A 22,603-nucleotide genomic window follows, 5' to 3' on the forward strand; every position below is an offset into this window, starting at 1 on the left:
GGAATGACCGTGCCCCCCTTCCCGACCATCCCGCTCCTGCACGCGGCCTACGCCGAAGGCCTCGACCCGCGCGCCGTCGTGGCCGAGGCCTACCGGCGGCTCGCCGCGGTGGACGATCCCGGCATCTTCCTCGCGCTCGTCCCGGAGGCGGATGCTCGCGAAGCCGCGGCGGCGCTCCCGACCTTCGACCCCGCGGCGATGCCGCTCTGGGGCGTGCCCTTCGCCGTCAAGGACAACATCGACGTCGCCGGGCTGCCGACCACTGCCGCCTGCCCGGACTTCGCCCATACCCCCGCCGAGACCGCGCCCGCGGTGGCGCGTCTCCTCGCGGCCGGCGCGATCCTGATCGGCAAGACCAACCTCGACCAGTTCGCCACCGGGCTCGTCGGCCTGCGCACCCCCTACCCGGCCCCGCGCAACGCGATCGATCCGGCCTACGTGCCCGGCGGGTCCAGCAGCGGCTCGGCCGTGGCGGTGGCCCACGGGATCGTCGCCTTCGCCCTCGGCACCGACACCGCGGGCTCGGGCCGGGTGCCGGCGGCGCTCAACAACGTCGTCGGGCTGAAGCCCTCCCTGGGGGCGGTCTCCAGCCGCGGGATGCTGCCGGCCTGCCGGACCCTCGACACGCTCTCGGTCTTCGCCGGCACCGTGGCCGACGCCGACGCGGCCTTCCGGGTCATGCTGGGTCCGGATGCCGCCGATCCCTGGTCGCGGGCCCTGCCGGTGCCGGCCGCCCCCGCCGCCCTCCCGCCGGGCCTGCGCCTCGGGCTCCCGGACGGGGCGAGCCTCCGCTTCGGCGGCGACGGGCTCTCCGAGGCGGCCTTCGCGGCGACGGTCGCCGATCTCGAAGCCCTCGCCGGAGCGGCGGCGCCGGTCGATCTCGCGCCGATGTTCGCCGTCGCGGCCCTGCTCTACGACGGCCCCTGGGTCGCCGAGCGCTACGCGGCGATCCGCCCGGTGATGGAGACGCGCCCCGACATCCTCCACCCGACGACGCGGGCGGTCATCGCATCCGCCGAGCGCCACAGCGCGGCCGACGCCTTCGCGGGCCTCTACCGCCTCGCGGCGCTGCGCCGGGCCGCGGACGCGGTCTGGGACCGGATCGACGTCCTCGCCGTGCCGACCTACCCCCGCCCGCAGACCTGCGCGGCGGTCGCGGCCGACCCGATCGGGCCGAACAGCGAGCTCGGCACCTACACCAACTTTGTCAACCTGTTGGACTGGTGCGCCCTGGCGGTGCCGGGCCGGCCCCGCGCCGACGGCCTCCCCGCCGGGATCACCCTGCTGGCGCCGCGCGGCTCGGACGGGCTCCTCGCCGCCCTCGGGGCACGCCTGCACGCGGCCTCGGCGCCGCGGATCGGCGCGGGCACGATGCCGGTGCCGGTCGTGGAGCCGGGACCGGCACCGGCCGGACCGGACGCGATCGAGCTGGCGGTCGTCGGGGCGCATCTCTCGGGGCTTCCGCTGAACCGCGAGCTGGCCGCGTGCGGCGCGCGCTTCCTGCGCGCCGTGCCGACAGCCCGGGACTATCGCCTCTACGCCCTGCCGGGCGGCCCGCCGCAGCGCCCGGGGCTGCTCCGGGTGGCGGCCGGGGACGGCGCCCCCATCGAGACCGAGGTGTGGGCCCTGCCGCCCGCCGCGTTCGGACGCTTCGTCGCCGCCATCCCGGCACCGCTCGGCATCGGCACGCTGCGGCTCGCCGACGGCACGGCGCCCAAGGGCTTCCTGGTCGAGCAAGCCGGCCTCGACGGGGCGGCCGACATCACGCGCTTCGGCGGCTGGCGCGCCTACCTGGCCGACCGCGCGGCCGCGTAGCCCTCGCCCCCGGGGCCTGACATCGGGCAGCGAGAGGAAACCGGTTCCGGTCCCTCGCGCGGCGACAGGCCGCCCGCGCCGCTGCTAGGCTGCCGCCCGGTGGCGGAGCGTTCCGATGCGGCGATCGATCCTGTTCCTGGCGGCCTGTCTGCTGGCCGGCATCACGCCGGCGGCCTCCGCCGGGCCCGCAGCGGACGGCGTCGCCGATCTCGGCAGCTACGCCGCCCGCGTGGAGGTTCACCCGTTCGAGAGCCTGACGCTGACCGACCGGCAGTTCCTCACCGGCACGTCCGAGGGAGCGAAGCCGGTCACGGTCGCGGGGATCCTGCGCATCGCCAAGGCGGGGACCGAGCGCCTGCCGACCGTGATCCTGATGCACGGCTCCGGGGGTCTGGGCGGCAACATCGAGTTCTGGCAGCGGGCGCTGGCGGCGCGCGGGATCTCGACCTTCGCGATCGACGGCTTCACCGGGCGCGGCCTGACCAGCGTCAACACCGACCAGAGCCTCCTGGCGCGCACGAACCTGATCCTCGACATCTACCGGGCGCTGGGCGTGCTGGCGAAGCATCCGCGGGTCGACCCGGCGCGGATCGCCGTGATGGGCTTCTCGCGCGGCGGGCAGGCCGCGCTCTACGCCAGCCTCAAGCGCTTCGACGCGGCCTGGAACCGCTCCGGCGTGATCCCCGCGCTCTACCTGCCGGTCTACCCGGACTGCTCCATCCGCTTCCGGGACGACACGGCTGTGGCGGATCGGCCGATCCGGATCTTCGGTGGCGGCGGCGACGACTACAATCCCGCCGCCACCTGCGCGGCCTACGCGGAGCGGCTGAGGGCGGCCGGCGCCGATGTCGACCTGACCGTCTTTCCCGGAGCGCAGCACGTCTTCGACAACCCGGCCGGGCCGACCCAGCCCGTGGTCGCCCGGGGCGCGCAGACCGTCCGCGCCTGCGCGATAAGCGAGGCGGGGGACGGCGCCCTCGTGGCGGGCCCGGACGCCACGCCGTTCACCTACGCGGACCCGTGCGTGCAGCGCGACCCGCATATCGGCTCCGACGCCGCCGCCCGCGCCGGGATCCTGGCGCGTGTCTCGCACGCGCTGGACGCCGCGTTCCGGGGACGGTGACCGACGGAGCGCGGTGCGGATCTGCGCGGCCCCTGCCTGCCCGCCGCGCGCTCGTGCGGCGGCCGACTCGGTCAATTGACGTCGTCGGCTTGCCCCGCACCGCCCGGGCCGCCCCCAACCTGCGTGTCGCGTGGCGTCCTACCTGCAGGCAGCATCATGAATGCTCACAGATCGAACGTGCTCGGCCGAACTGTGCCGATCTCGTGCCCAACTGGGCCAGTAGGCGCAGCCTCTTCGACGGCGAGGACAGTCTATCGGGGCTATCTTTAACTGCCCGGAGACCCGCGACCCCGCTCTCGCGGGCACGGACACCTTCCGACCCGAACACCGCAACCAACTTCGCATGAAGGACAGGGACAACCGAGGGCGTAGCTGTGCGCTTCAATCGACAAATCTACTGCGTTAGATACATCATCGAAATTCGATTTGTCTTAAGTGCACGGAAATCGGAGCTGTTCATATCAGGGCCGAAAGTCACTTGTCGAGAGACGGAGCCCATCGCCGAGATCCGCCGGCAAGAATGGCCACTGAGCCCCTATACTACTTTTGGTCATTGCGTACTTCGGAGATTGCTGTAGCCAGTTTATAGGGGTTGGACTCGCCCCGCCCAACACTGGTATGTCATGTGCAAGCTTGGCTAGAATGGCCCGGCGCAGCGCGAGGGCGACCATGGCTTTCAGACGAATCGGAACGCTCGTGGCGGTGCTCACTCTAGGCGCGTGCTCCCACGCGCCGCTGATGCCGACTGCCTACAGCGCCTTGCCGCCCCCGACCGCGATGCCTGCGGCAACCGCGTCGACGGGCCCGCTCGTGGGCGCCGCGGCACCGCGTGCTGAGCCCGATATCGATCCGCTCCCCGTCGTCATTCCCGGCACTCTGAAGCTCACGGACGCGCAGATTGGCCAGAACGGTGTGAACCCTCTGGCGGTTCTCGATTCCTCGATGCGCAACCGCATGAGCTGGAAAAGTCTCCGTCCGGAGAATTTGACGAAGCCGCCGATCTATTCCGGCCTGTCCCGCATGTCGAACGGTGCCGGCGTCGGAGAAGCCTCGGCCACACAGAAAGACAACATTCCCGGCTTCGATAAGGATCTCGCCACCAAGAGGATCATGTCGGAGTACAATCGCGAAGCGGCGATGGCGGCGCTCCTGAAGGGCGGACGCGGCGCCGCGAAGAGCGTATGCTCAGGATGCTGACGTCGCTCTTCGACGCGGCTCGAGAGTGAACGGCGAGTTGTCTGTATCGACCGGCACGCCTCGGTGCGTTCTCACCCGCCACGCCGGTCCCGACTACGGCCCTCAAGCCGGCGAAGTGGCCATCGCTTTCGCCGTGCGCTCCGTCAGCCGACGCCGCGCAGAAGTCCGTTCGCGGACTCCTTCCGGGGAGGATCCCGACGATGCGCCGCACCCATCCTCTCCGCCTTCTTCACACCTGCTGCCAAGCGTCAGTAGCGCGGCGAGAAATTCATCCCCGTCACGACGGTGAAGACCGGTGGCGTGCGGTCAGCAAGCTCGATGCGTGCCGGATCCTGCGAGCGCTCTGTCTGAACCGAGGGGCAGAAGACGGTGGAGGGCACCTCGACCGTCGGTGAGAGCACCCGCTCCAGAGGCGTTGGCCTCGTCATCGCGGGCTTCGGATCCAGCCAAGTTCCGGGTACCACCTGCTGCCCACAATTGCTGACAACCGCTTCGTGTATCGTCCCATCGATTGCGGCGGAAACCACACAATTGGCAGGATGATACACCAACTCGTACTGGAACTTCCTGTTCTCGTCGGACTCCGTTTTGAACCGGTTGTCCAAAATCACGGCCGTGTGCGGGCGATCGGTCGTCCCGACAACATAGAGGCGACCGGTGGCGATGGCAGCGACCGTGATATCGGAGGCCGCCGATGCGGGCATGCTGAAGACAAGCGCCAGCACTCCGGAGAGCGTCGCAGTCGAAACCAAGCCGCGCATCCTGCCCTCACCCTCACCCGCAACCTGTTCAGACCCGGCTCGATTGTATCGTCAGCCGTGATCGCGCCCTGAACAGCGGATCCCACAGCCATTCTACCGAGCAATGGCCACCGTCCATCACCCGATAGAGGTACTCAGATCTCTCATCCACCGGGATATCGAGCTGGACGGACCGTATACCAACGCTCGAGCGCCGGCCCGCCCGTGATCACCGAGCCAGGTCCCTGGGTCCGGGACAGGAGCGTGCACGAACCTGACAGCCGGCGCATCGACGCGATCGCCATCCGATACCGGGAACGTGCCACCTTTCCTGACCAGGGACCTATACGTCCCAGATCTCGAATCGATGGCGCGGCATCGCGCACCGAATCCTGGGAATGCCGCTTGCGCCGTTCCGCTCTGATCGGTGAGCCTTCCGACCGCTCCACAATCCGACGTCGGCGATGACGCGAACGCCGAGCGACGAAGGATCGTCAACATCTCTATGATACAACACCGAACAATCTCAACATAAAATAGACTACGCCGAACAGCGTTACACCTGCAGCAACCCAGATAAAGACCAGCAACCATCGATCAAAATATGCGACATCGCAGTCGGCGTATTCTGTGGCGCAGGGAACGCAGTATGCGTTGGAGATCTCCACCTTTGCCCCACACGTTTGGCAGGCACCGACCGAGAGGGAGCGCTCGCTGGCGGTCATCCTGCGCGTGCGCGGCGGCCAGCCAAAGTGCCAGCGCCGAATGGCAGCCCCTGCCTCCGAGAACCTCATACAAGCACTCGCCACTCGATATGGGCAAATGACATCTGATCCCGTTCGGGATCCATCACGTCTGTCAATTTTCAGAATGGTCAATAGCGCTACTTCATAGCGTTAATATTGTCAATCTCGACCTGATGAAGCTCCCACAACCGGCGCCGCGGCTCCGAGTTCGGTATGCTCCGGACATAACCAGCCTGCGTGCCCGAGAGGTGGGGGGTGAACGGACGCTCAGATGCGCGTTCAGCGTGGCATCACGCTCACCGGAGCTCGGACGGCTGGAGGCCGCGTCGCGGGTCCGTCGGCGGATGACGTATCACGACAGGCCGCTCGAGCCCGGCGAATGCTCGACTGTGACGATGCTGCGCTCGGCTCAGAGCCGCTTCGCAGCGGTGGTCCGATCGCGCAGGATCGAGCGCGCGGCCCGGCACCACAGTCGAGTCGGTAGCCAGTACAGCGCTCTCACCGCACCGAGAGCCGCCATGATCGGCACGAACGCGTGCGCCAGCAGATCGAGGATCACGCCAGGCGGCTCATCCGCCTCGATCCGATCGTACCAGATCGGATCCTCGTGGCGGTACGGGTCTCGTTCGGTCATCGCTGGCACCCGCCACAATCCGATCCGGCCCTCATCTGTCGCACCAGCAAAGTGCTGCCCCGAACCGGATCTGGGAGCGCGGTTCGTGCTGCGCCGTCGCGCAGGGCCAGAGCACGCCGCGCCCCGGCGCGGGGCGGCTCGGGGACCACCCGCGCCTCATCGGCTCCCGCGCTGCGCCAGAACCGCGGGAACCGTGCGCAGCATGATGGCGAGATCCCGGTGCAAGGTCCACCGGGTGGCATAGTCCAGATCCAGCGCGACGCGCTCGGCATAGGTCGTGTCGGAGCGGCCCGAGACCTGCCACAGCCCCGTCACGCCCGGCGGCACGGCGAAACAGGTGGGGAATGCCCGCCCGTAGCGGGCGACTTCGGCCGGCACGATCGGGCGCGGACCGACCAAGCTCATCTCGCCGCGCAGCACATTCCAGAGCTGCGGCAGTTCGTCGAGCGAGCTCTTGCGCAGCACGTAGCCGACGGCGGTGACGCGCGGGTCGTCGCTGAGCTTGTGCGTCGCCGCCCACTCGGCCCGGGCCAGAGGATTGGCGGCCAGATGCGCCGCCAGAACAGCGTCGCCATTCGTCACCATGGAGCGGAACTTCAGGCACCCGAAGCGGCGACCGTCCCGGCCCACCCGCATGTGGCGGAAGATCGGCGCCTTGCGATCACCGGCATACACGAGAGCGGCGATCAGGATCAGCAACGGCAGCAAGAGGAAGAGGGCCGTGGCCGCCACCGTGATGTCGAGCCCGCGCTTAGCCGCCCAACCCAACCGCAGACCGCGCGCCACGAACGGCGCCGTTGGCAGAACGGCCTCCGCGACAGCCTCCGCGGCATCGCCCACTTGGTCCGCAAGCTCGACACCGTACTGCGGCGCACGCAAGGCAGGCTGAAGCGGTGGGCCGACGTCGCGCAGCATGTTCTGGCTCCTCGTGACGGCAGGTGGCCGCCAGGCGCAGCAACGGTTAATCAATTGTTAACGACGGGATATCAAATCATCGCGCCTGTTTCAAGCTTAACCGTACCCTAAATGCCAGTATATTTTCCGCCCAAAAATGCAAGAATAGATTTCGATCCCGCAGGATGAAGCACAGTGGCACCGGGCCCCTGCCTCTCGACCCGGCCACGAATCCGCCTCGATGCCGCAATCCAAGCAATGTCACGAGACACCGACCTTGGCCGGATGCTCACCCATCATTGTGCACTGCGTTCGTCCAGCCCGAGGAATGCCGCGCGTTCCCACGGTTGATGGTCGAGAGCTGAGCCACTTGCAGCTCTGTGCTTCTCCCGCGCGCGCGGGCCACCCGTCCGGACCGGGACGCGCGCGCATGGGATCGCGGTGCAATGTCCAGACGTCCCGCCGCAGGCATTCCGGGAGGTCGCTGCGGCGGCGATCGCCGGGATGTTGCTGAATGGCGCGACGAAATCAATTTCGCGCCGAGGGCGATCATGACAACGTGCGGGGCGCGCTCTATGGATGGACTTCCGATACAGTACCTCAGGCGCGGTCGCGGGATGAGACGCGTGCCGGATCGGTGGCATCGGCCGCCGCGCCGCGACGGACCGTGCGTGCGCGGCCCTATTGCGATGCCGCGGGACTAATCCCTATGGCGGCGGGTTCCGCAGCGTGACCCGGATGGGCGAACTCAGTATCCTGCGGATGGCTAAGCGGCATCCAACGTGCAGGAGCGGCCACAATGCCGGAGCCAGTACGGATTGGGGCCACTCATGATGCATGCGCCGAGAGAGAACAGAGTGCCGGGTGGCGCGGCACGCCGGGTGGTCTGCGCCTGTTCGGCCGACGGGTGGGAGCGCGGAGCCTGATGCGGGCCCGGAGCATACCCGCCAAGTCGGCCAAGCCTGCCTGCAACGTCCATCCGCAGCGGATGGCGTGAGACCCGTCGATCCCGTCTGAAAGTCATCAATCCCCGCGGCTCCCGAGGCTCGAACCACACAGGTCCAGCCGAAGGCGCACGTTTCCGATCAAGACTGAGAATAGCGCAATCATGGTCCCTTGCCTGTGGAGCAGCTGCCTGCCAGCGACCGATCGGACATCCACCGGGCGACTCGGTGAGAGCTGCGCGGCGATCGGGGAAGCAGGTTCCGAGCGATGAGAGTCGCGATCGTCCATTACTGGCTCATCGGGATGCGCGGCGGCGAGAAGGTCGTCGAGGCGCTCTGCGACCTCTATCCGGAAGCCGACATCTTCACGCACGCCTACGCCCCGCAATCCATGTCGCCGACCATCAGGGCGCACCGGGTCAGGACCTCGTTCATCGGCCGATTGCCGTTCGCGACCAGCCGATACAAATCCTATCTACCCCTGATGCCGATGGCCCTCGAGCAGCTCGATCTGCGGGGATACGATCTGATCATCAGCAGCGAATCGGGTCCGGCGAAGGGGATCATCCCGCCATCCGACGCGCTTCATATCTGTTACTGTCACTCACCGATGCGGTACGTCTGGAACATGTACCACGATTATCGCGAGCGGACGGGGCTGCTCACGCGCCTGCTGATGCCGCCGGTGGCCCATTACGTGCGCAACTGGGACGCGGTCTCGGCGGGCCGGGTCCACGAGTTCATCGCCAACTCGGACACGGTCGCGCGACGCATCGAGACCTACTATCGACGCCAAGCCAAGGTCATCCATCCGCCCGTGGACACGGCGGCCTTCGAGATCGCTCCGGATGGCCAGCGCGGTGACTACCATCTGATGGTCGGCGAAATGGTCCGCTACAAGCGGCCGGAACTGGCGATCCAGGCCTTCAACCGGTTGGGGCAGCCGCTCGTGGTGATCGGCGGCGGCGAGATGCTGCGTGAACTGCGCAGCATGGCCGGTCCGCACATCAAGATCCTCGGTCCGCAGCCCTTCGAGGTCCTGAAACACCACTACGCACGGTGCCAAGCCCTGATCTTCCCCGGAGAAGAGGATTTCGGCATCGTCCCGGTCGAGGCCATGGCGAGCGGCCGGCCGGTCGTCGCGTTCGGCAAGGGTGGTGTCACCGAGACGGTCATCGACGGCGTGACCGGCACCTTCTTCCACGAGCAGTCCGTCGACGCGCTGATCGATGCCGTCCAGCGCTGTCGGGCGATCGGGGTGGAGCCAGAGCGCCTCGTCCGCCGCGCTGCCGACTTCGGTGTCGGCCGCTTCGCGGACGAGATCAGCCGTTTCGTCGACGGGGTCCTCGCGCGCGAGCGCTTGGCGGCCCCTCGTCCTCCGCGTGAGCCGAGCCGCGCCTATCTGGTCCAGTGAGACGGCCCCGCGCCGGCGGCCCCGGCCTCCTCGCCGAACCGCCGAGGTCACGACCGACGCGGGGGAGGCCCCGGTCTCAGAGGGCGGCGCGCAGCGCCCGCCCGCCGAATCGACTCGACTAGAGCGTTTTCGGTTTGGGCTGAGTCGGGTTGGTAGGGTTCACGCGGCGCTGGGAGGCTGATTCACTCAGGCCGGTCGACAGCCGGAGTGATGCATGGGCCGCCCCTACAGCTTGGACCTGCGCGAGCGGGTGGTGACCGCGGCTGCGGCGACCTCGCGCCGTCAGGCGGCCGCCCGCTTCGGGGTCGGCCAAGCAACCGCGATCCGCTGGATGGCGGCGCTCGCCGCGACTGGGACGGTGGCCGCCCGGCCGCAGGGGCGTGCCCGCCGCTCCAAGCTCGACCCGTACGAGACGTTCCTGCGTACGCTGATCGACGAGACGGTCGACATCACCCTGGAGGAGATGCGCGCCCGGTTGCAGGACGAGCATGGCCTCACCGTCGGGCTCGGCACGTTGTGGGCCTTCCTCGACGCGCGCGACCTGACGTACAAAAAAAGACGGCCCACGCCGCAGAGCAGGATCGGCCGGACGTGAAGGCCGCCCGGGAAGCGTGGTTCGAGAGCCAGCCCGATCTCGACCCGGACCGGCTGGTGTTCCTCGACGAGACGTGGACCGCCACCAACATGGCCCGCACCCGCGGGCGCTGTCCCCGCGGCCAGCGGCTGCGCTCCCCCGTCCCGCACGGTCATTGGAAGACCACGACCCTGGTGGCGGGCCTGCGCCTGTCCGGGATCGCCGCGCCGTTCGTGCTCGACGGGCCGATCAACCGCGACGCCTTCCAAGTCTACGTCGATCAGGTCCTGGTGCCCGAACTCGCACCCGGGGACATCGTGATCATGGACAATCTCGGCAGCCACAAAGGCCCGGCCGTGCGCGCGGCGATCGAGGCGGCGGGCGCGCGGCTCCTGTTCCTCCCGCCCTACTCGCCGGACTTCAATCCGATCGAGATGGCGTTCTCGAAGTTGAAGGCGGGGCTGCGCAAGGCCGCGGCGCGCACGCGCGAAGGGCTCTGGACCACAATCGGGCGGCTCGTCGATACCGTTACGCCCGACGAGGCCGCAAACTTCTTCGTCGCGGCAGGATACGACCCCGATTAAACCGAAACCGCTCTAAGCGTCCGATGTCCTTGTCGGCATCAGGTGAGCCGCCGCGTTGAGCGTCGAGACACGGGCCGTCGGCTGGTAGTCGAAACCGCCCTGTCGTCCGAACGACTCGATCCCGAGGTCGGCGAGTTGGGCGAGCGCGCGCGACACCCGCTGATGGGCCTGCCCGGTGTAGATGGGATAGGCACAGGGCACCACTTGGCTGCCCTCACAAACCAGATCACCGGCGAAGAGCCCGTTCTTGGCGACATGTGCCCGAAAATCCTGCTCGGCGATCGCCACGGAATCGTTCGCGTGGCCAGCGATGACCTCGACTCCAAAATACTCGCGCCCCTCCACCCGACCGTAGAAATCGGAATACATCGTGAGCCGCTTCCAAGCGCCGTCATGCGCGAAGTTGTAGAGGATCGAACAGTCGAAGCCGCGATTCCCGTCGAAGCTGAAATACAGGCTGATCAGCGTTACCGAGGCGAGACCGGGATCTTCTCGGACTCCGCAGAGGGCCAACGCCCGCGCAATGGGGATCGTCGAGATGAGTCGTTGGGCGGTCAAACGGCGGCCACCGGTGCGGACATCGAATTGCGTCCCGCGCCGTGTGATCGATTCGATCCCCTCGCCCAGATGAAAGACCGAACCGCGCTGCCGCAGGGTCCGGGCGGCCACTTCGTAGAGGGCATTGAAGCCTTCGCGGGGTCGCGCCAACTGCCTGTTGGTCGGACCCGGCGCGCGATGCCGGCGGACATAGCGCAACAAGACGCGCGGGCTGGCGTGCTCCTTGATCCAGAGCATCCGCTTCTCGGCGAATTCCAGATCGACCCAGTCGGCCGGAACGCCGAAGAACCGCTTCATGTAGCTCTCGAGGCCGGACCTTCTGAGCAGATAATCACCGATCCAGTAGCGAGCAAATTCCCGCGCATTCCCGATTCTGCGCCGCGCCACGCGCGAGAAAGCGGCCGATAGCACGATCCTGAAGATGCCCCATGGACCGGCCCGGACGATGTCGTCCCGGATCGACAGCGGGTACGAGGTGACGAAAGCCTGGGGTGTCAGCTTTCCCCACGTCGGCTTGATCGGAACGTAATGTTCCAGCAACTCCGGAAAATACTTCAGCAGCGGTGAATCGTCCTGAAATATTAGACTTCCGATGTCGAATGTATATCCATTGATGGACCGGTCGATATGATTGCCGCCGATATTTTCAAATTCGTCGATGACGCCAATATTACGACAGCCGAGATCGTGAAGAATTGAAGCCGATACGAGGCCTGTAATACCAGCCCCTAATACGATCGCATCGAAAATCTCGTCTCCCGAGTGCCCATGACAATCGAAGGCTGAAGAAACGGTCATGATTCGCTTTGCATCGGCCACGGCGTCAGGCGATGGAGGACGATGCCGGAGCATGATGGTCGGCCGCGCCGAGCACGATGATCATCGCCGACACTCGAATCAGATCGGAAATTGCGGATCGATACCATAGGATCAGTTCGGAACCCAGTCATGACTACCGTTAACTGAGCAGAATATGCAAACACACCGTGGCGCGCGGACCGAAACATCGCCTGACGGTCGCACTATGGATCTGTCCCCGTTCCGAACGAGCGGACAAGCGGTCCGCGCCTTGCGGCCGACAGAGGCAGCATTGGCCGCCCTTCAGCAGGGTAAAGTCAACAACGAAAACGACAGATGTCCCATGAGCCATTTGATCAATGGCTTCGAGGCAGTGGATCCACCCAGCATACCTTGAGCGTCCCCCGCGCCCCCGGGCCATTTCCGAGCTCCCTGCACGGCCGTCGCGGCGCGACGGCGCGGTCCGTGGTTTTGCTCCCGGAGCGGAACACGGAGCGGCAGTTCCCGGTGCCGGACGGCAGCAACGCCCAGCCCTCGGTCCGGCCATCGGCCTCCGGGGCTGCCCTCACGTGCCGAGTGATACGTTCTGAGCCGGTTCGGCGAGCCGCGACCGTATCGCGACCGCGGCCGGCTCGATCGGAGTTGCGGAGACACCGATACGCCCGACTGGATGACGTGCGGGATAGGCGCAGGCGGTGGCGGCGAAGATGTAGAATATCAAGCCCTGATCGACGGTCGGGCCCGCGATGAGGCTGCCAGGGAGAAGGGACAGGCAGGCGACGCGGCCAGCAGCACGGATGTCGCTCGCGTAGGTCCGCGGCGCTCCGCGCCGAAATCCGAACACCGACGCCAGGAAAAGCACGTAGAAGACGGCTCCGGGAATCCCGACATTCGACAGCACCGCGAGCGGAAAGCTCGATGTGCGATTGGTTCCGAGGCCGACGCCCAGGCCGTTCGAGTCGATGAAGTTCCGCCACGCATAGGCGTTCCAGGCCGAACGCTGAACACCCGAACTCGTCTCGGCTTTGCTCAGGACAAGCGTATCGACGTAATCGTAGACGCGCTCAGCCACGCCACCGACCGAGAAGGCCAGGAGCACGAGGACGCAGGCGACCAACGGACCCGCGACCACCAGCCAGGCGCTGAAGCGGTCCTGACGACGCGTGCTGCATCGCAGCAACGCGATCGTGTAGAGCATCGGGATCAGCACCGCGGCGCCGACGAGGCCGGTCGAGGATGTCGACAGGATCACGAACAACAGCGAGATCAACGCCAGAGGTCCCGTCACCAAGGGCTTGCGGCCACAGAGCCACAGCATGCCCGTGAACCCGCAACCTCCCAGTGTCATTCCCGCGAAGGCCGACGCCTCCGGCCAAGCCCCGATGATCCGCCGCATACTGCCGACACTCTCCTCGTCGTGGAACGTGTACTGAGCGTTGCGAATGAATTGCAGGGCCTCCTGCGTGCCCGTTGCCGCCGTGAGGACGTCGATGATGCCGAAACATATGTTGGCAGCCGCGTAGAGGATGAGCGCCTTCGCGAGCGTCTCAATCCCGTTCTTCGAGGATCCGAAAGCGGTGATGATACTGAAACAGACCAGATCACCGATGAGATAGATCGGCTGCGTGAAATTGCTGGATACTGGTCCCAGGGGAACGACGCCGTCGCTCGTGATCAGGTGTGACGACGTTCCCAGCGGCACGATATAGGTCTGCCCCGCGAAGAGCCGCGGCAGGATGTAGCTGCTCGCCACCCCGTAGAGAGTGAGACAGAGAAGCCAGAAACCCGGTTCAGGCAGGCGGAACGAACTCAGGACCTGTGTCGAGATGCTGCGATGGAACAGTGTCGCGATCATCAGGAACACGAGGAAGAGATGCGCCGGCTGCACGTTGGCGCCGCCCAGCAGGAGTGCCGCGGCCGAGCCGAGATTGCAGAACACCACGAAGGCGATCACCACCGATTCCCTGCCGAACAGCAGACAGAACAGGCCGATGACGACCGCGATGGCGCCTATTGGTTCGAAGCTCATGTCAGGCTGATCCAGGCATGATCGACGGCGGAGCGGCGGTGGCACTCAGGCGACGCACCGGCACCCCCGGCGGTCGTGCCGGGCCGGGATCGGGCGATCGCGTCGTCTGGGCACCGCCCGGATCGATGCGACGCGCACGCATCGACCATCTCAGCGATTCGCACTCTCGGTTGGCCGCAGTGGCGCATCCGAAGCGGCCGGACCGCGGCTCACCGGAGCGCCCGATGATCCGGGCCGCGGCGACGGGGACGGCCGCGTCTCCCCGGCCTTGTCGGCCGGCTGGCGCACGAGCGTCACCCGCACGACGTCGCCGGGCTCGACGACGGCCTCCTCGGAGGCGAGCCATGTGCCCGCCTTCACCCCCTGCTTCCGGGTAATCTCGTAGCGCGCGCTCACGGCTTCTGCCGCGTCGTCGGTGCTGCCGACCATCTGAGACTCGGCATCGGCCGCGAGCCGCTCGGCTGTCCGCGCCTTCTCGTCGATCGAGGCGAGCTTCTGACGGGCATCCGCGGCCTCCGACAGAGCTTCGCGGCGGAACCGGGCCTTGAGGTCGATGATGTCGCGCTCGGCGCGCGTGAGGCTCTGCTGAGCGCGCAGCATGGCGACCTGCACGTCGAGTCGGCTGCTCTCGAACGACGCCTGACTCTGCTCCGCAGCCAGCTTGCGCGGCGCGATCGTGAGTCCCTTCGAGACCAGATCGTTGATCAGGCCGAGCTCACCGCGACTGAGCTCGATCTGGCGGTCCAGCGTTTTGGACTTATTATCGAGCGTGCTCATTTCATTTTGAAAGCTAGCGATCGACTGTTCAATCGACTTTATCTCGGCCTTCAGCGCGTTCCGACGCGTGTCGAACAGGAGTTGCTCACCGCGGACGGCCTGCTCCGCGTATATCCTGTCCACCGTGCCTTTCAGCTCGCTGCCGAACGCGATCGTCTCCGCGCCGCCGACCTCCGCTTCGAGACGCGCCAGCTTGGCGGCCAAGGCGACCCGCTCCGCGGCCAGATTTCGCAACTCGCCGCGCGTTGTGACCGCGTCGCGCTGGATACTGCGCGGGTCGGTGCCGCGCATCAGTCCCTGAGCCGTGCTGACGGCCTGTAGTACGGTCAGGCCGGGTTGATACTCGTACTTGCCGGGCTGCTGGACCGCACCGATGATGTAGAAGGGACGGTAGGTCGCGACTTCGACCGATGCCGCGGGCTTCTCCGCGAGATCGGCGACCTGTTTCAGAGCGACACCGATGGCGTTCGCGAGATCGATCGGCGTGCCGCCCGCCGCCTTGATCTGGCCGATCAGTGGCATGGACACGGTTCCGTCCGCTGCAACGACGAACTGACCGTTCAGTGCCGTCCACGAGTACGCTTCGCCGGTGTTGCGACGCAAATCATAGACGCGGATCGTCAGATGATCCTGAGGGCCGAGCAGATATCGACCGGCTTCGTCGGCGGCCGCATTCGCGTGCGGGCTGCCGAACAGCAGGACGCACGCCGCCGCAACTAGACGCAGACGCATCAAATTCTCCCCGACCAGAGCCAAATCTTGAGTATAAGTCTGCGCGCTGCGATCGCCCTACGGTATCCGTAGCACAGAATCCCGAGGGCCACATCGAAAGGTAGCAGACGCCGCCAAGTTAGCCAAGATTTAACGACCCGAGGTCTGTCTTGCGGCCGCTGCTCATCCGAGCCGTTGAAGTGAGCGCGGCCAAAATTATACCCTCCGCAATCTCGTGGATCAGCCCGATGGCGGCTGAAAGTTCTGCGTTCTTCGCCGCTGGCCCTCGCGCGACCGGTCTCATGGACGCAGGGTCCGCAGGCGGAAGCCGAGCAGCAGCATGCTCACGCCGTAAGCCGCCGCGCCGCCGAGGATCAGGGCCGCGAGAAGCCCGGCCGAGCCGATATCCAGGCGGCTCAAGGCGGCCCGCAGCGCGAGGACGGCGGCCGCCATCGCCGCGCAGGAGAGGGCAATCTGCCAGAGATTACGGATCTGCCCCGCCACACCGGCACCGACGAGACGCCGCGCGTAGATCGCGCTGATCAGGAAGTGAAACAGGGCCGTGGCAAGGCGCGCGTAGATCATCATCATCACGCCGCCGAGATAGAATCCCAGTGTCATGCTCAAGACCTTCGCCACCGATTCGAGGAGCGTGATCTTGAGCATCACGTTCGGCTCGTCCATCGCGAGGCAGAGCGTTGAGACAGGTTGGTAATAGGCGGTGAACATGACGGCCAGCGACAGCCATCGCAGATAGGGCGCCGCGGAAATCCATTGCGCACCGAGGATGACGCTCACGATCTGGTCGGCGGTCAGTGCGATGCCCACGCCAGCCGGGAGCGCGATGATCATCGTGAGTCGAGCCGCCTTCAGGAAGGCGGCTCGTAAGCGGAGGCGGTCATCGGCCATCGTCGCGAACGCGGCCATGACCGGCCGCATAGCCGGACCGATGACGCTCTGGGTCGGGAGGACGGAGAAATCGCTCGCCACCCCGTAGCGGCCGAGTACGGCCTTGTCGACGTGGTAACCGAGGAACATGCGATCGAACTGCCAACTGAAGGCAGCGAGGATCTGTGAGGATGTGAACCAGCCTGTGAACGCCGAGAAGGCACTCAGCCGCGCCAGGGAGAGCCCCGGTCGGTAAGGCGCCAGTGCGTAGGACAGGATGGTCGGCAGGATCGCGGATGCAGCCGGGTTGATCACCAGGGCCCAGTAGCCGGCTCCCAAGTAGAGAGACCCGATCGAGATCAGGGCCGCGGCCACTTTTCCGGAAAAATCCGCGAGAAACGACGCACGGAAGTCGATCTTGCGGAACAAGTGTACCATGGCCGGGCTGTAGAGGCTTCGCGCGATCGGCGCCGACGCGAGCGCGAGCGTGATGGGGATCAGTCGGACGTCGTCGTAGATGTGGGCGACCGGCCAAGCGGCGGCCATCATCAGAACGGCTATGACCCCGCCCCGAAGAAGGCCCAGCGTGAATGCAGTATCCAGATGCGACTTCTCGATCTTCTGCAGACGCAACAGGGCCTGAACCAGCGGGATCTCGAGGATCATCTCGACGATCGAGATCAGGGACGCGGCGATGGCCGTCAGGCCGAAATCGGCGGGCGACAGGATCCGTGCGAGGACGAGCAGCGTGCCGAGATCGATCGCGCGCGCGGAGATCCGCGCGGCGACACTCCATCCGGCGCCGCGCAGCGTCTTAGAGGCGAGCATGAACGTGTCCCACGGAGGACTGACCGGCGCCACACCGGCCCGGAACGACGTCGTGCCTCGTGGTCACGACATGGATCCGGATCTGAGCAACATGGCGATTCCGATCCTGACACGCTCTGCAAGGCAGTCCTGAACCAGCATCCGGCGGCGGCATCAATCTAGCTAATTTGGTCAGCTTGCGATCGAGCCGCGCCCGCGGTGCGTTGTGGGAGCCGTGTCCGGCTTCCGCGCACCGGGACGCGCATCACCCCGCGAGGCCGGCAGCGCGCCGATAGACGGTCAAGGTCTCGTCGGCCACCCGTGCGATCCGCAGGTGATCCAGGTTGATCTGACTCTTCGCTCTCAAAGCGCCCAGGGCGCTCGGATCGGTCGTGAGCGTGATCAGCGCCTGCGCAAGCTTGTCCGGATCGTTTGCCGGGACCAGAATGCCCGCCCTTCCCCCGTCGAGCAGCTCGGGAATCCCGTCGACGTCGGTGCCGACGATCGCGCAGCCCGCCTCCCGGGCTTCGGAGAGCACGAGCGGTGCCGGATCGGCGTGGGACGGGAGCACGAAGATGTCGGCGCCCAGCATCCAGCGGTACGGATCGTCCCGCGGCCCGGCGAAGGTAATGGCATCCGCGCAGGCCAGCGTGCGCGCGGTCTGCTCGTAGGCGTCCCGGTGAGGACCGCCGCCGACGACGTAGAGCCGCATGGCGCGATTGTGGGGGAACGCCTTGTTGAAGGCCTGCAGCAGATCGGGCAATCCCTTCCGGGGATGCAGGCCTCCGACGAAGACGATGGCGGGATGATCCAGAGCCTGCGGTTCCTCGGACCGACCGCGCATGCGGGCTGAGCCGATGGTCCCGTTGAGCACGACGTCGATGCGGGAAGCCGCGATGCCGCGCTTCCGCATCGACGCGGCGACCGCGCCGCTCACAGCGATGACCCTGGTCCCAAGGCCCATCAGGACGGCACCCTTCTCGAACTCATTGTGGACGGTCGTCACGAGGGGAACGCGCAGCAGCTTGCAGGTCGGCCAAGCCAGCACGGCGCTGGTCATCATATGGGCGTGGACGACATCGGGACGCCAACGCCGGAGCACACCGCCACATCCGAGGAACGACGTCAGGATCCGGGCAGGCGTGCGCGCGTGGCTCGCGAAGATCGACTCGACGCCGTTGGACCGGAGCAGCGCATCGAAATCCCCACCCTGACTGGCAATCGCGACCCGGTGTCCGGCCTGCGCCTGTTGGCACGCGAGATCGACGGCCGCGTGGACATGGCCGTTCAGTCGGCGCGTGTGATTCAGCAGATGGAGAATACGCATGACTTACGAGCGCTCGTGTCGGATCCGAGCCCCGGCCTGCGCTGGACTCCATGCAAGCCGCGGCGCCGATTAGGCGGGAGATACGACCCTGGCCGAACAGGAGAGCCGCCACATATTCCGGAGCCATCTAGGTGTAAAAGCGCGACCGGGCGCAACAGAAAAATCCGGCGCACTACTGATTTTCAACAATGCCCCGCACCGATCGTGGCGCGCAGGATCTGTCGGACCGGCCGGCGCTTGGGCGAGAAGCGGAAGGCGAGCAACGCCTGCGCACAGCGAACGGGCGCGAGAAACGTCGCGACTACGAAGAGCGCATTCGCCATTTTCCACTTCAGGGAACGCGGCTCGATCAGGACAGATCTGATCAGGCCCAGGAACGGCCTGCCACCGTACTGGACACCCCGGAGGATCGCCATGCAGAATTCGAGGAACTGAAAATAGTATGTCTGCTCTGGCTCGACGAGGGAGACCCCGGGACGCCAGTCGTGAAGAAGACCGCGCAGATGCCTCAGACGTGACTGGAAACGCTGGAGATCCCGCTCGACGGTGGCCGCCTGCGGGACGCGGCCCAGACCCGAGTCATTGCGGCCATGGACACGGTAGAGCCCGAGACTTTCGGAAAGGCTGACGATCTCGCCCATGAACGGGGCAGCCAACAGGATCACGCCATCGACAGCTTGGTCGTACGCGCATTGATGGAGCAGATCGCAGACATCGCGGCGGAAGACATTCCCGGACGTGGGCGGCGTCTGGTAGACGCCTGAGCGCAGGATGTCGCCGACAGTCCTGTCCTGCCCGCGGAACGCGCCGAGAGCGGGGTATGGGTCCGCCAGGATCGCCCCCGTCGAGTCGACGCATCTCAGACAGAACTGAAGTTTGGCGACAGTCGGATCTAGTTCCGCGAGAATACGGTCGAGAGCACCCGGCAGAAGCTCGTCGTCCGCGTCGAGAAAGAGCAGAAACGGGGCAGAAGTCTTCGCCAATCCATACAGGCAGGCCGCCCTCTGACCGCCGTTCGGGATCCGGAATGCCGCGACGCCGGACCGCTGGATAATCGACCATGAGTCATCCGTCGATCCATCGTCTATCACGACGATCTCACAAGAGTCGTTGTGTTGGTCGACGACACTCTGAATCGCTTTATCGACAAAACTTTCGTAGTTGAAACATGTAATAATGACTGCGAGCTTAGGATCCTTGACCACGACAGACGTCTTTCTCGCTCGTCGCTCCGCGCTCCCGTCTCTCACTGTCTCGAGCGCTCAACAGGATGTTGGCTAGCACGGCATCCCGCCGAGATCCACAATCGATACATGAAGACGCAGCCACAACCCAAGTCTAATTGCCGGACTTATCGCTGACGAGCTCAGCATTTCACGTTGTCTCGATGACAATAGTCAACTCTCCGTGATCGAGAATCGATCGAGGTCCATCCCTTTCCGGCCCGAGCCGGGCTTCCAGGAACGTGTTGAACCCCGGATGAGGCGCGAGATCGAGGTGACATCCAGGCAAGTCGAGCCTGTCGGTCGATCCGTCGCGGCCGACGGCGCCGGCCGCCCTCCCAGCGCGGGCGGTCGTACCTTTGATCCCCCGGACCTACTCCGAACGGCGGTCTTGTTGGGCACCCCCAAGCTCCACTAAGGCCCCCTTTCCCGGAAATTCTCCCTCGGTCGGGCCGATCAACCCGCCTTTTCGGGGGGTGCGCGGTCGCCTCGTCAATGCTTATGGCCGTAGCAGCGCGCCTTCATTGATGTCGGACGGGACAGATTGTTGCTATACTCGTTGGAGGATGGACATCGCGCGCAGCGTGGTGCCGTCACGGCACCGTCATTGCAGAAGGGATCCGCCGGACGCGGCCCGGCGGGCAGACATCAGGTTCGATCGCCATCGATCGGGAGAGATCTAGCCATCATGCACCTACCCGAGACGGCAGCCCGTATCGTATCCTGCGACGTCTTCGACACGCTGCTCCTGCGCGATCACCGGTCCGAGCGCTGCCGCTTCCACGAGATCGCGGCCGTCGCGTCGCAGCTGCTCGCGGCGGAGCACGGCGTGGTGCGCCGTCCGGGCGCGATCTACGCCGCGCGCCTGGAGGTGCAGCGAGCGGCCTACCGGGCGCTCGACTTGGCCAATCCCTCGGGCGACGTGCGCTTCGCCGACATGCTCGCGGCCATGACGCGCGTCCTCGGCCTCGATGATCGGGCCGCGGATATCCTGTATCGGGCCGAGATCACGGTCGAACGCGCTCAGTTGCGCGCGAACACCCGGCTGATGACGTGGCTGAGGGGCCGGGCGCGGGCCGGAGGCAGGATCATCGCGGTGAGCGATACGTACCACCGCGGCGAGACCATCGCGCAGCTGCTGAACGCGCTGGCTCCCGACCATCCCATCGCGCGCATCTACACCAGTGCCGACCACGACGCGACCAAGCGGACACGGGCGCTCTTCGATGTCGTTCTCCGAAGCGAGAAAGTGCCCCCGGCCGAGATCCTCCACCTCGGCGACGACACGCTGGCGGACGTGACGATGGCCGCCGCCGCGGGCCTGAGGACGGCACAACTGCTCCGGCCGCGCCACGTGGTGCTGCGTCGCCGCCTCGATGCCGTCCGCGCTCGCGTGATGCACCGGCACTGGATCGGTGCCGCCCGCAGCGGGGCCAGGAGGATCGGGCCGTGAGCGCGACCGACGCCGCACGCGGCCCCGCGGGCGACGACGCGGGCGACGACGCGGTCGCGTTCGGCCAGCGCGTGCTGGGCCCGATCCTCGCCGAGTTCTGCCTGCGCCTCTGGCTCGCGGAACGCTTCCTCGCGCCGGACAGGACCGTCCTCCTGTTCTGCGCCCGGGGTGGCCTGCGCCTGCAACTCGTCTACGAGCGCTTCCTCCAGCGAACCGGCCTGCCACAGAACCTCCCGCGCGCGGCCCTGATGGTCTCGCGCCTCGTGGCCGCCCGCACCGCCTTCGATCCGCCGAGCCCCGGCATGCTCTCCGAACTCGGTCGGGAGTTCAGCGGCCGGTCGATGGCGGAGATCGCGGCGGCGCTGGCGCAACGCGACGATCTGGCCCTTCCGGCGTCCTGGGATGAGCCCTTCGAGGAGGGGGCTTTCACCGCGCTGCTGTCCGGCAACCAGCCCGGCGTGGCCCGCCTTCACGCCGCGGTCGCCCAACAGGATGCCCGTTTCCGCGCGCATCTCGAGGCCTGCGCCGGCCCGGCGCGCCACTGCGTGCTGGTCGATACCGGGCTCTACGGCAGCACGGTCCGCATGCTTCAGGAGGGCCTGCCGGAGCGGACGTGGTCAGGGCTCCAGCTCGCCCGCTGCAACTACAAGCGCCTCGCCACACCGCATTTCCGCCGCACGTTCGGCCTGAGTGTCGAGAGCGACTGGTACAAGCCCTGGGACGCGCGCACGTCGGTGCTGCGCTTCTGGCACCTGATCGAGGCCTGCCTGGAACCGGACCTGCCGAGCGTCCGCACCTTCGCCCAGGCCGTCCCGGGATCGCCGCCGCGGGCCAATCTTCAGGACGACGGCTGGGAGGCGCGGATCGCATCGACGCGGCCGGACCTCTTCACCGGCGTCCTGGCCCACATCGACGATCTTCGCTCCGAGAGCGTCGCGGCGATCCCGGACGACGCGGCGCGGGCGTGGGCGGCCCTGAAGAAGGCAATCATCTGGCCGGATGACCGGACCGTCTCGACCTTGAGTCTCGGCGGCAGATCCCGCGATTTCGGACGCGTCGAGCTGAGCGCGCAGTACGCCACACCGCGGCCGGCCCGACCCGCGCAGCAGATCCGCGACAGTCTCTGGCGCGAGGGCGCGCTTCTCCGCTTCTTCCCGCGGGCCGGCCGGTTCCTGCTTCCCGTGATCGAGGCCGTCTACGCCGGTCGCGCCCTTCGAAGGGAGGCCACGTCCCGTCTCGTCCGCCGCCGCGAGCCCGCGCCCGAGGCGCGCGCGGAGCCGCCCCTGTGGCGCCGGCAGGCCTCTGGCGCGAACTGAGGTCTCTCCGTGTCGTCGAATGCAGCGTTCGGGCCTCGGCTACTGAACTTG

The 22,603-nt window shown here is 66.7% G+C and carries 16 protein-coding genes; 7 read left to right on the forward strand and 9 right to left on the reverse strand.

The features are described from left to right. Positions 1 to 3 precede the first annotated feature (3 nt). The 3 genes from atzF (at position 4) to ACX9MN_RS24430 (ending at position 4,135) form a co-directional block, all read left to right on the forward strand. Positions 4 to 1,815, forward strand: a complete 1,812-nt coding sequence (gene atzF / locus ACX9MN_RS24420; RefSeq protein WP_489725673.1) for an allophanate hydrolase — start codon at positions 4 to 6, stop codon at positions 1,813 to 1,815. Positions 1,816 to 1,930: 115 nt separating this feature from the next. Further along, positions 1,931 to 2,938, forward strand: coding sequence for a dienelactone hydrolase family protein (locus tag ACX9MN_RS24425; protein ID WP_489725674.1), 1,008 nt, complete (start codon positions 1,931 to 1,933; stop codon positions 2,936 to 2,938). A gap of 738 nt (positions 2,939 to 3,676) precedes the next feature. Continuing rightward, positions 3,677 to 4,135 (forward strand): hypothetical protein, encoded by a 459-nt coding sequence (locus tag ACX9MN_RS24430; RefSeq protein WP_489725675.1) that lies wholly within the window; start codon positions 3,677 to 3,679, stop codon positions 4,133 to 4,135. A 248-nt stretch (positions 4,136 to 4,383) separates the two neighbouring features. On the opposite strand, the gene ACX9MN_RS24435 is transcribed toward ACX9MN_RS24430, so the two are convergent. From ACX9MN_RS24435 to ACX9MN_RS24445, 3 genes are all read right to left on the reverse strand, one after another. Then, the gene (locus tag ACX9MN_RS24435) at positions 4,384 to 4,896 is read right to left on the reverse strand and encodes a hypothetical protein (protein WP_026604632.1); all 513 of its coding nucleotides are present in this window, start codon (positions 4,894 to 4,896) and stop codon (positions 4,384 to 4,386) included. 1,134 nt (positions 4,897 to 6,030) lie between these two features. Beyond that, on the reverse strand, positions 6,031 to 6,255 hold the full coding sequence (locus tag ACX9MN_RS24440) for a hypothetical protein (RefSeq protein ID WP_091979601.1): 225 nt from the start codon (positions 6,253 to 6,255) through the stop codon (positions 6,031 to 6,033). A gap of 156 nt (positions 6,256 to 6,411) precedes the next feature. Continuing rightward, the gene (locus tag ACX9MN_RS24445) at positions 6,412 to 7,170 is read right to left on the reverse strand and encodes a sugar transferase (RefSeq protein WP_489725676.1); all 759 of its coding nucleotides are present in this window, start codon (positions 7,168 to 7,170) and stop codon (positions 6,412 to 6,414) included. A gap of 1,191 nt (positions 7,171 to 8,361) precedes the next feature. On the opposite strand from ACX9MN_RS24445, the gene ACX9MN_RS24450 reads away from it, so the two are divergent. Then, entirely contained in the window at positions 8,362 to 9,507 is a 1,146-nt protein-coding gene (locus ACX9MN_RS24450; RefSeq protein WP_020091237.1) for a glycosyltransferase, read from the forward strand. A gap of 214 nt (positions 9,508 to 9,721) precedes the next feature. Then, positions 9,722 to 10,665 (forward strand): IS630 family transposase gene (locus ACX9MN_RS24455; protein WP_489725677.1). Its coding sequence is split into 2 segments (ribosomal slippage): positions 9,722 to 10,058 and positions 10,058 to 10,665, totalling 945 coding nucleotides; the frame shifts between segments, so codons are not numbered across the junction. A 12-nt stretch (positions 10,666 to 10,677) separates the two neighbouring features. Here ACX9MN_RS24455 and ACX9MN_RS24460 read toward each other — a convergent pair. The 6 genes from ACX9MN_RS24460 to ACX9MN_RS24485 all read right to left on the reverse strand — a co-directional run bounded on the left by ACX9MN_RS24460 (position 10,678) and on the right by ACX9MN_RS24485 (position 19,765). Next, positions 10,678 to 12,021: an NAD(P)-binding protein gene (locus ACX9MN_RS24460; protein WP_489726354.1), complete on the reverse strand. Its 1,344-nt coding sequence runs from the start codon at positions 12,019 to 12,021 to the stop codon at positions 10,678 to 10,680. 565 nt (positions 12,022 to 12,586) lie between these two features. Next, a complete protein-coding gene (locus ACX9MN_RS24465; RefSeq protein ID WP_489725678.1) occupies positions 12,587 to 14,050 on the reverse strand; it encodes an O-antigen ligase family protein in 1,464 nt (487 codons plus the stop codon). Positions 14,051 to 14,200: 150 nt separating this feature from the next. After that, on the reverse strand, positions 14,201 to 15,559 hold the full coding sequence (locus tag ACX9MN_RS24470; RefSeq protein WP_489725679.1) for a polysaccharide biosynthesis/export family protein: 1,359 nt from the start codon (positions 15,557 to 15,559) through the stop codon (positions 14,201 to 14,203). 279 nt (positions 15,560 to 15,838) lie between these two features. Then, the gene (locus ACX9MN_RS24475; protein WP_489725680.1) at positions 15,839 to 17,254 is read right to left on the reverse strand and encodes a lipopolysaccharide biosynthesis protein; all 1,416 of its coding nucleotides are present in this window, start codon (positions 17,252 to 17,254) and stop codon (positions 15,839 to 15,841) included. A gap of 244 nt (positions 17,255 to 17,498) precedes the next feature. Beyond that, positions 17,499 to 18,560, reverse strand: coding sequence for a glycosyltransferase family 4 protein (locus ACX9MN_RS24480; protein ID WP_489725681.1), 1,062 nt, complete (start codon positions 18,558 to 18,560; stop codon positions 17,499 to 17,501). A 182-nt stretch (positions 18,561 to 18,742) separates the two neighbouring features. Beyond that, on the reverse strand, positions 18,743 to 19,765 hold the full coding sequence (locus tag ACX9MN_RS24485; RefSeq protein WP_489725682.1) for a glycosyltransferase family 2 protein: 1,023 nt from the start codon (positions 19,763 to 19,765) through the stop codon (positions 18,743 to 18,745). Positions 19,766 to 20,390: 625 nt separating this feature from the next. On the opposite strand from ACX9MN_RS24485, the gene ACX9MN_RS24490 reads away from it, so the two are divergent. Together ACX9MN_RS24490 and ACX9MN_RS24495 are read left to right on the forward strand one after the other, a co-directional pair. Continuing rightward, on the forward strand, positions 20,391 to 21,236 hold the full coding sequence (locus ACX9MN_RS24490) for a hydrolase (protein WP_244535039.1): 846 nt from the start codon (positions 20,391 to 20,393) through the stop codon (positions 21,234 to 21,236). Further along, positions 21,233 to 22,552, forward strand: a complete 1,320-nt coding sequence (locus ACX9MN_RS24495) for a rhodanese-like domain-containing protein (RefSeq protein WP_331298031.1) — start codon at positions 21,233 to 21,235, stop codon at positions 22,550 to 22,552. Before ACX9MN_RS24490 ends, ACX9MN_RS24495 begins: the two co-directional genes overlap by 4 nt. Positions 22,553 to 22,603 lie beyond the last annotated feature (51 nt).

It is taken from the genome of Methylobacterium sp. 1A, assembly GCF_058072805.1.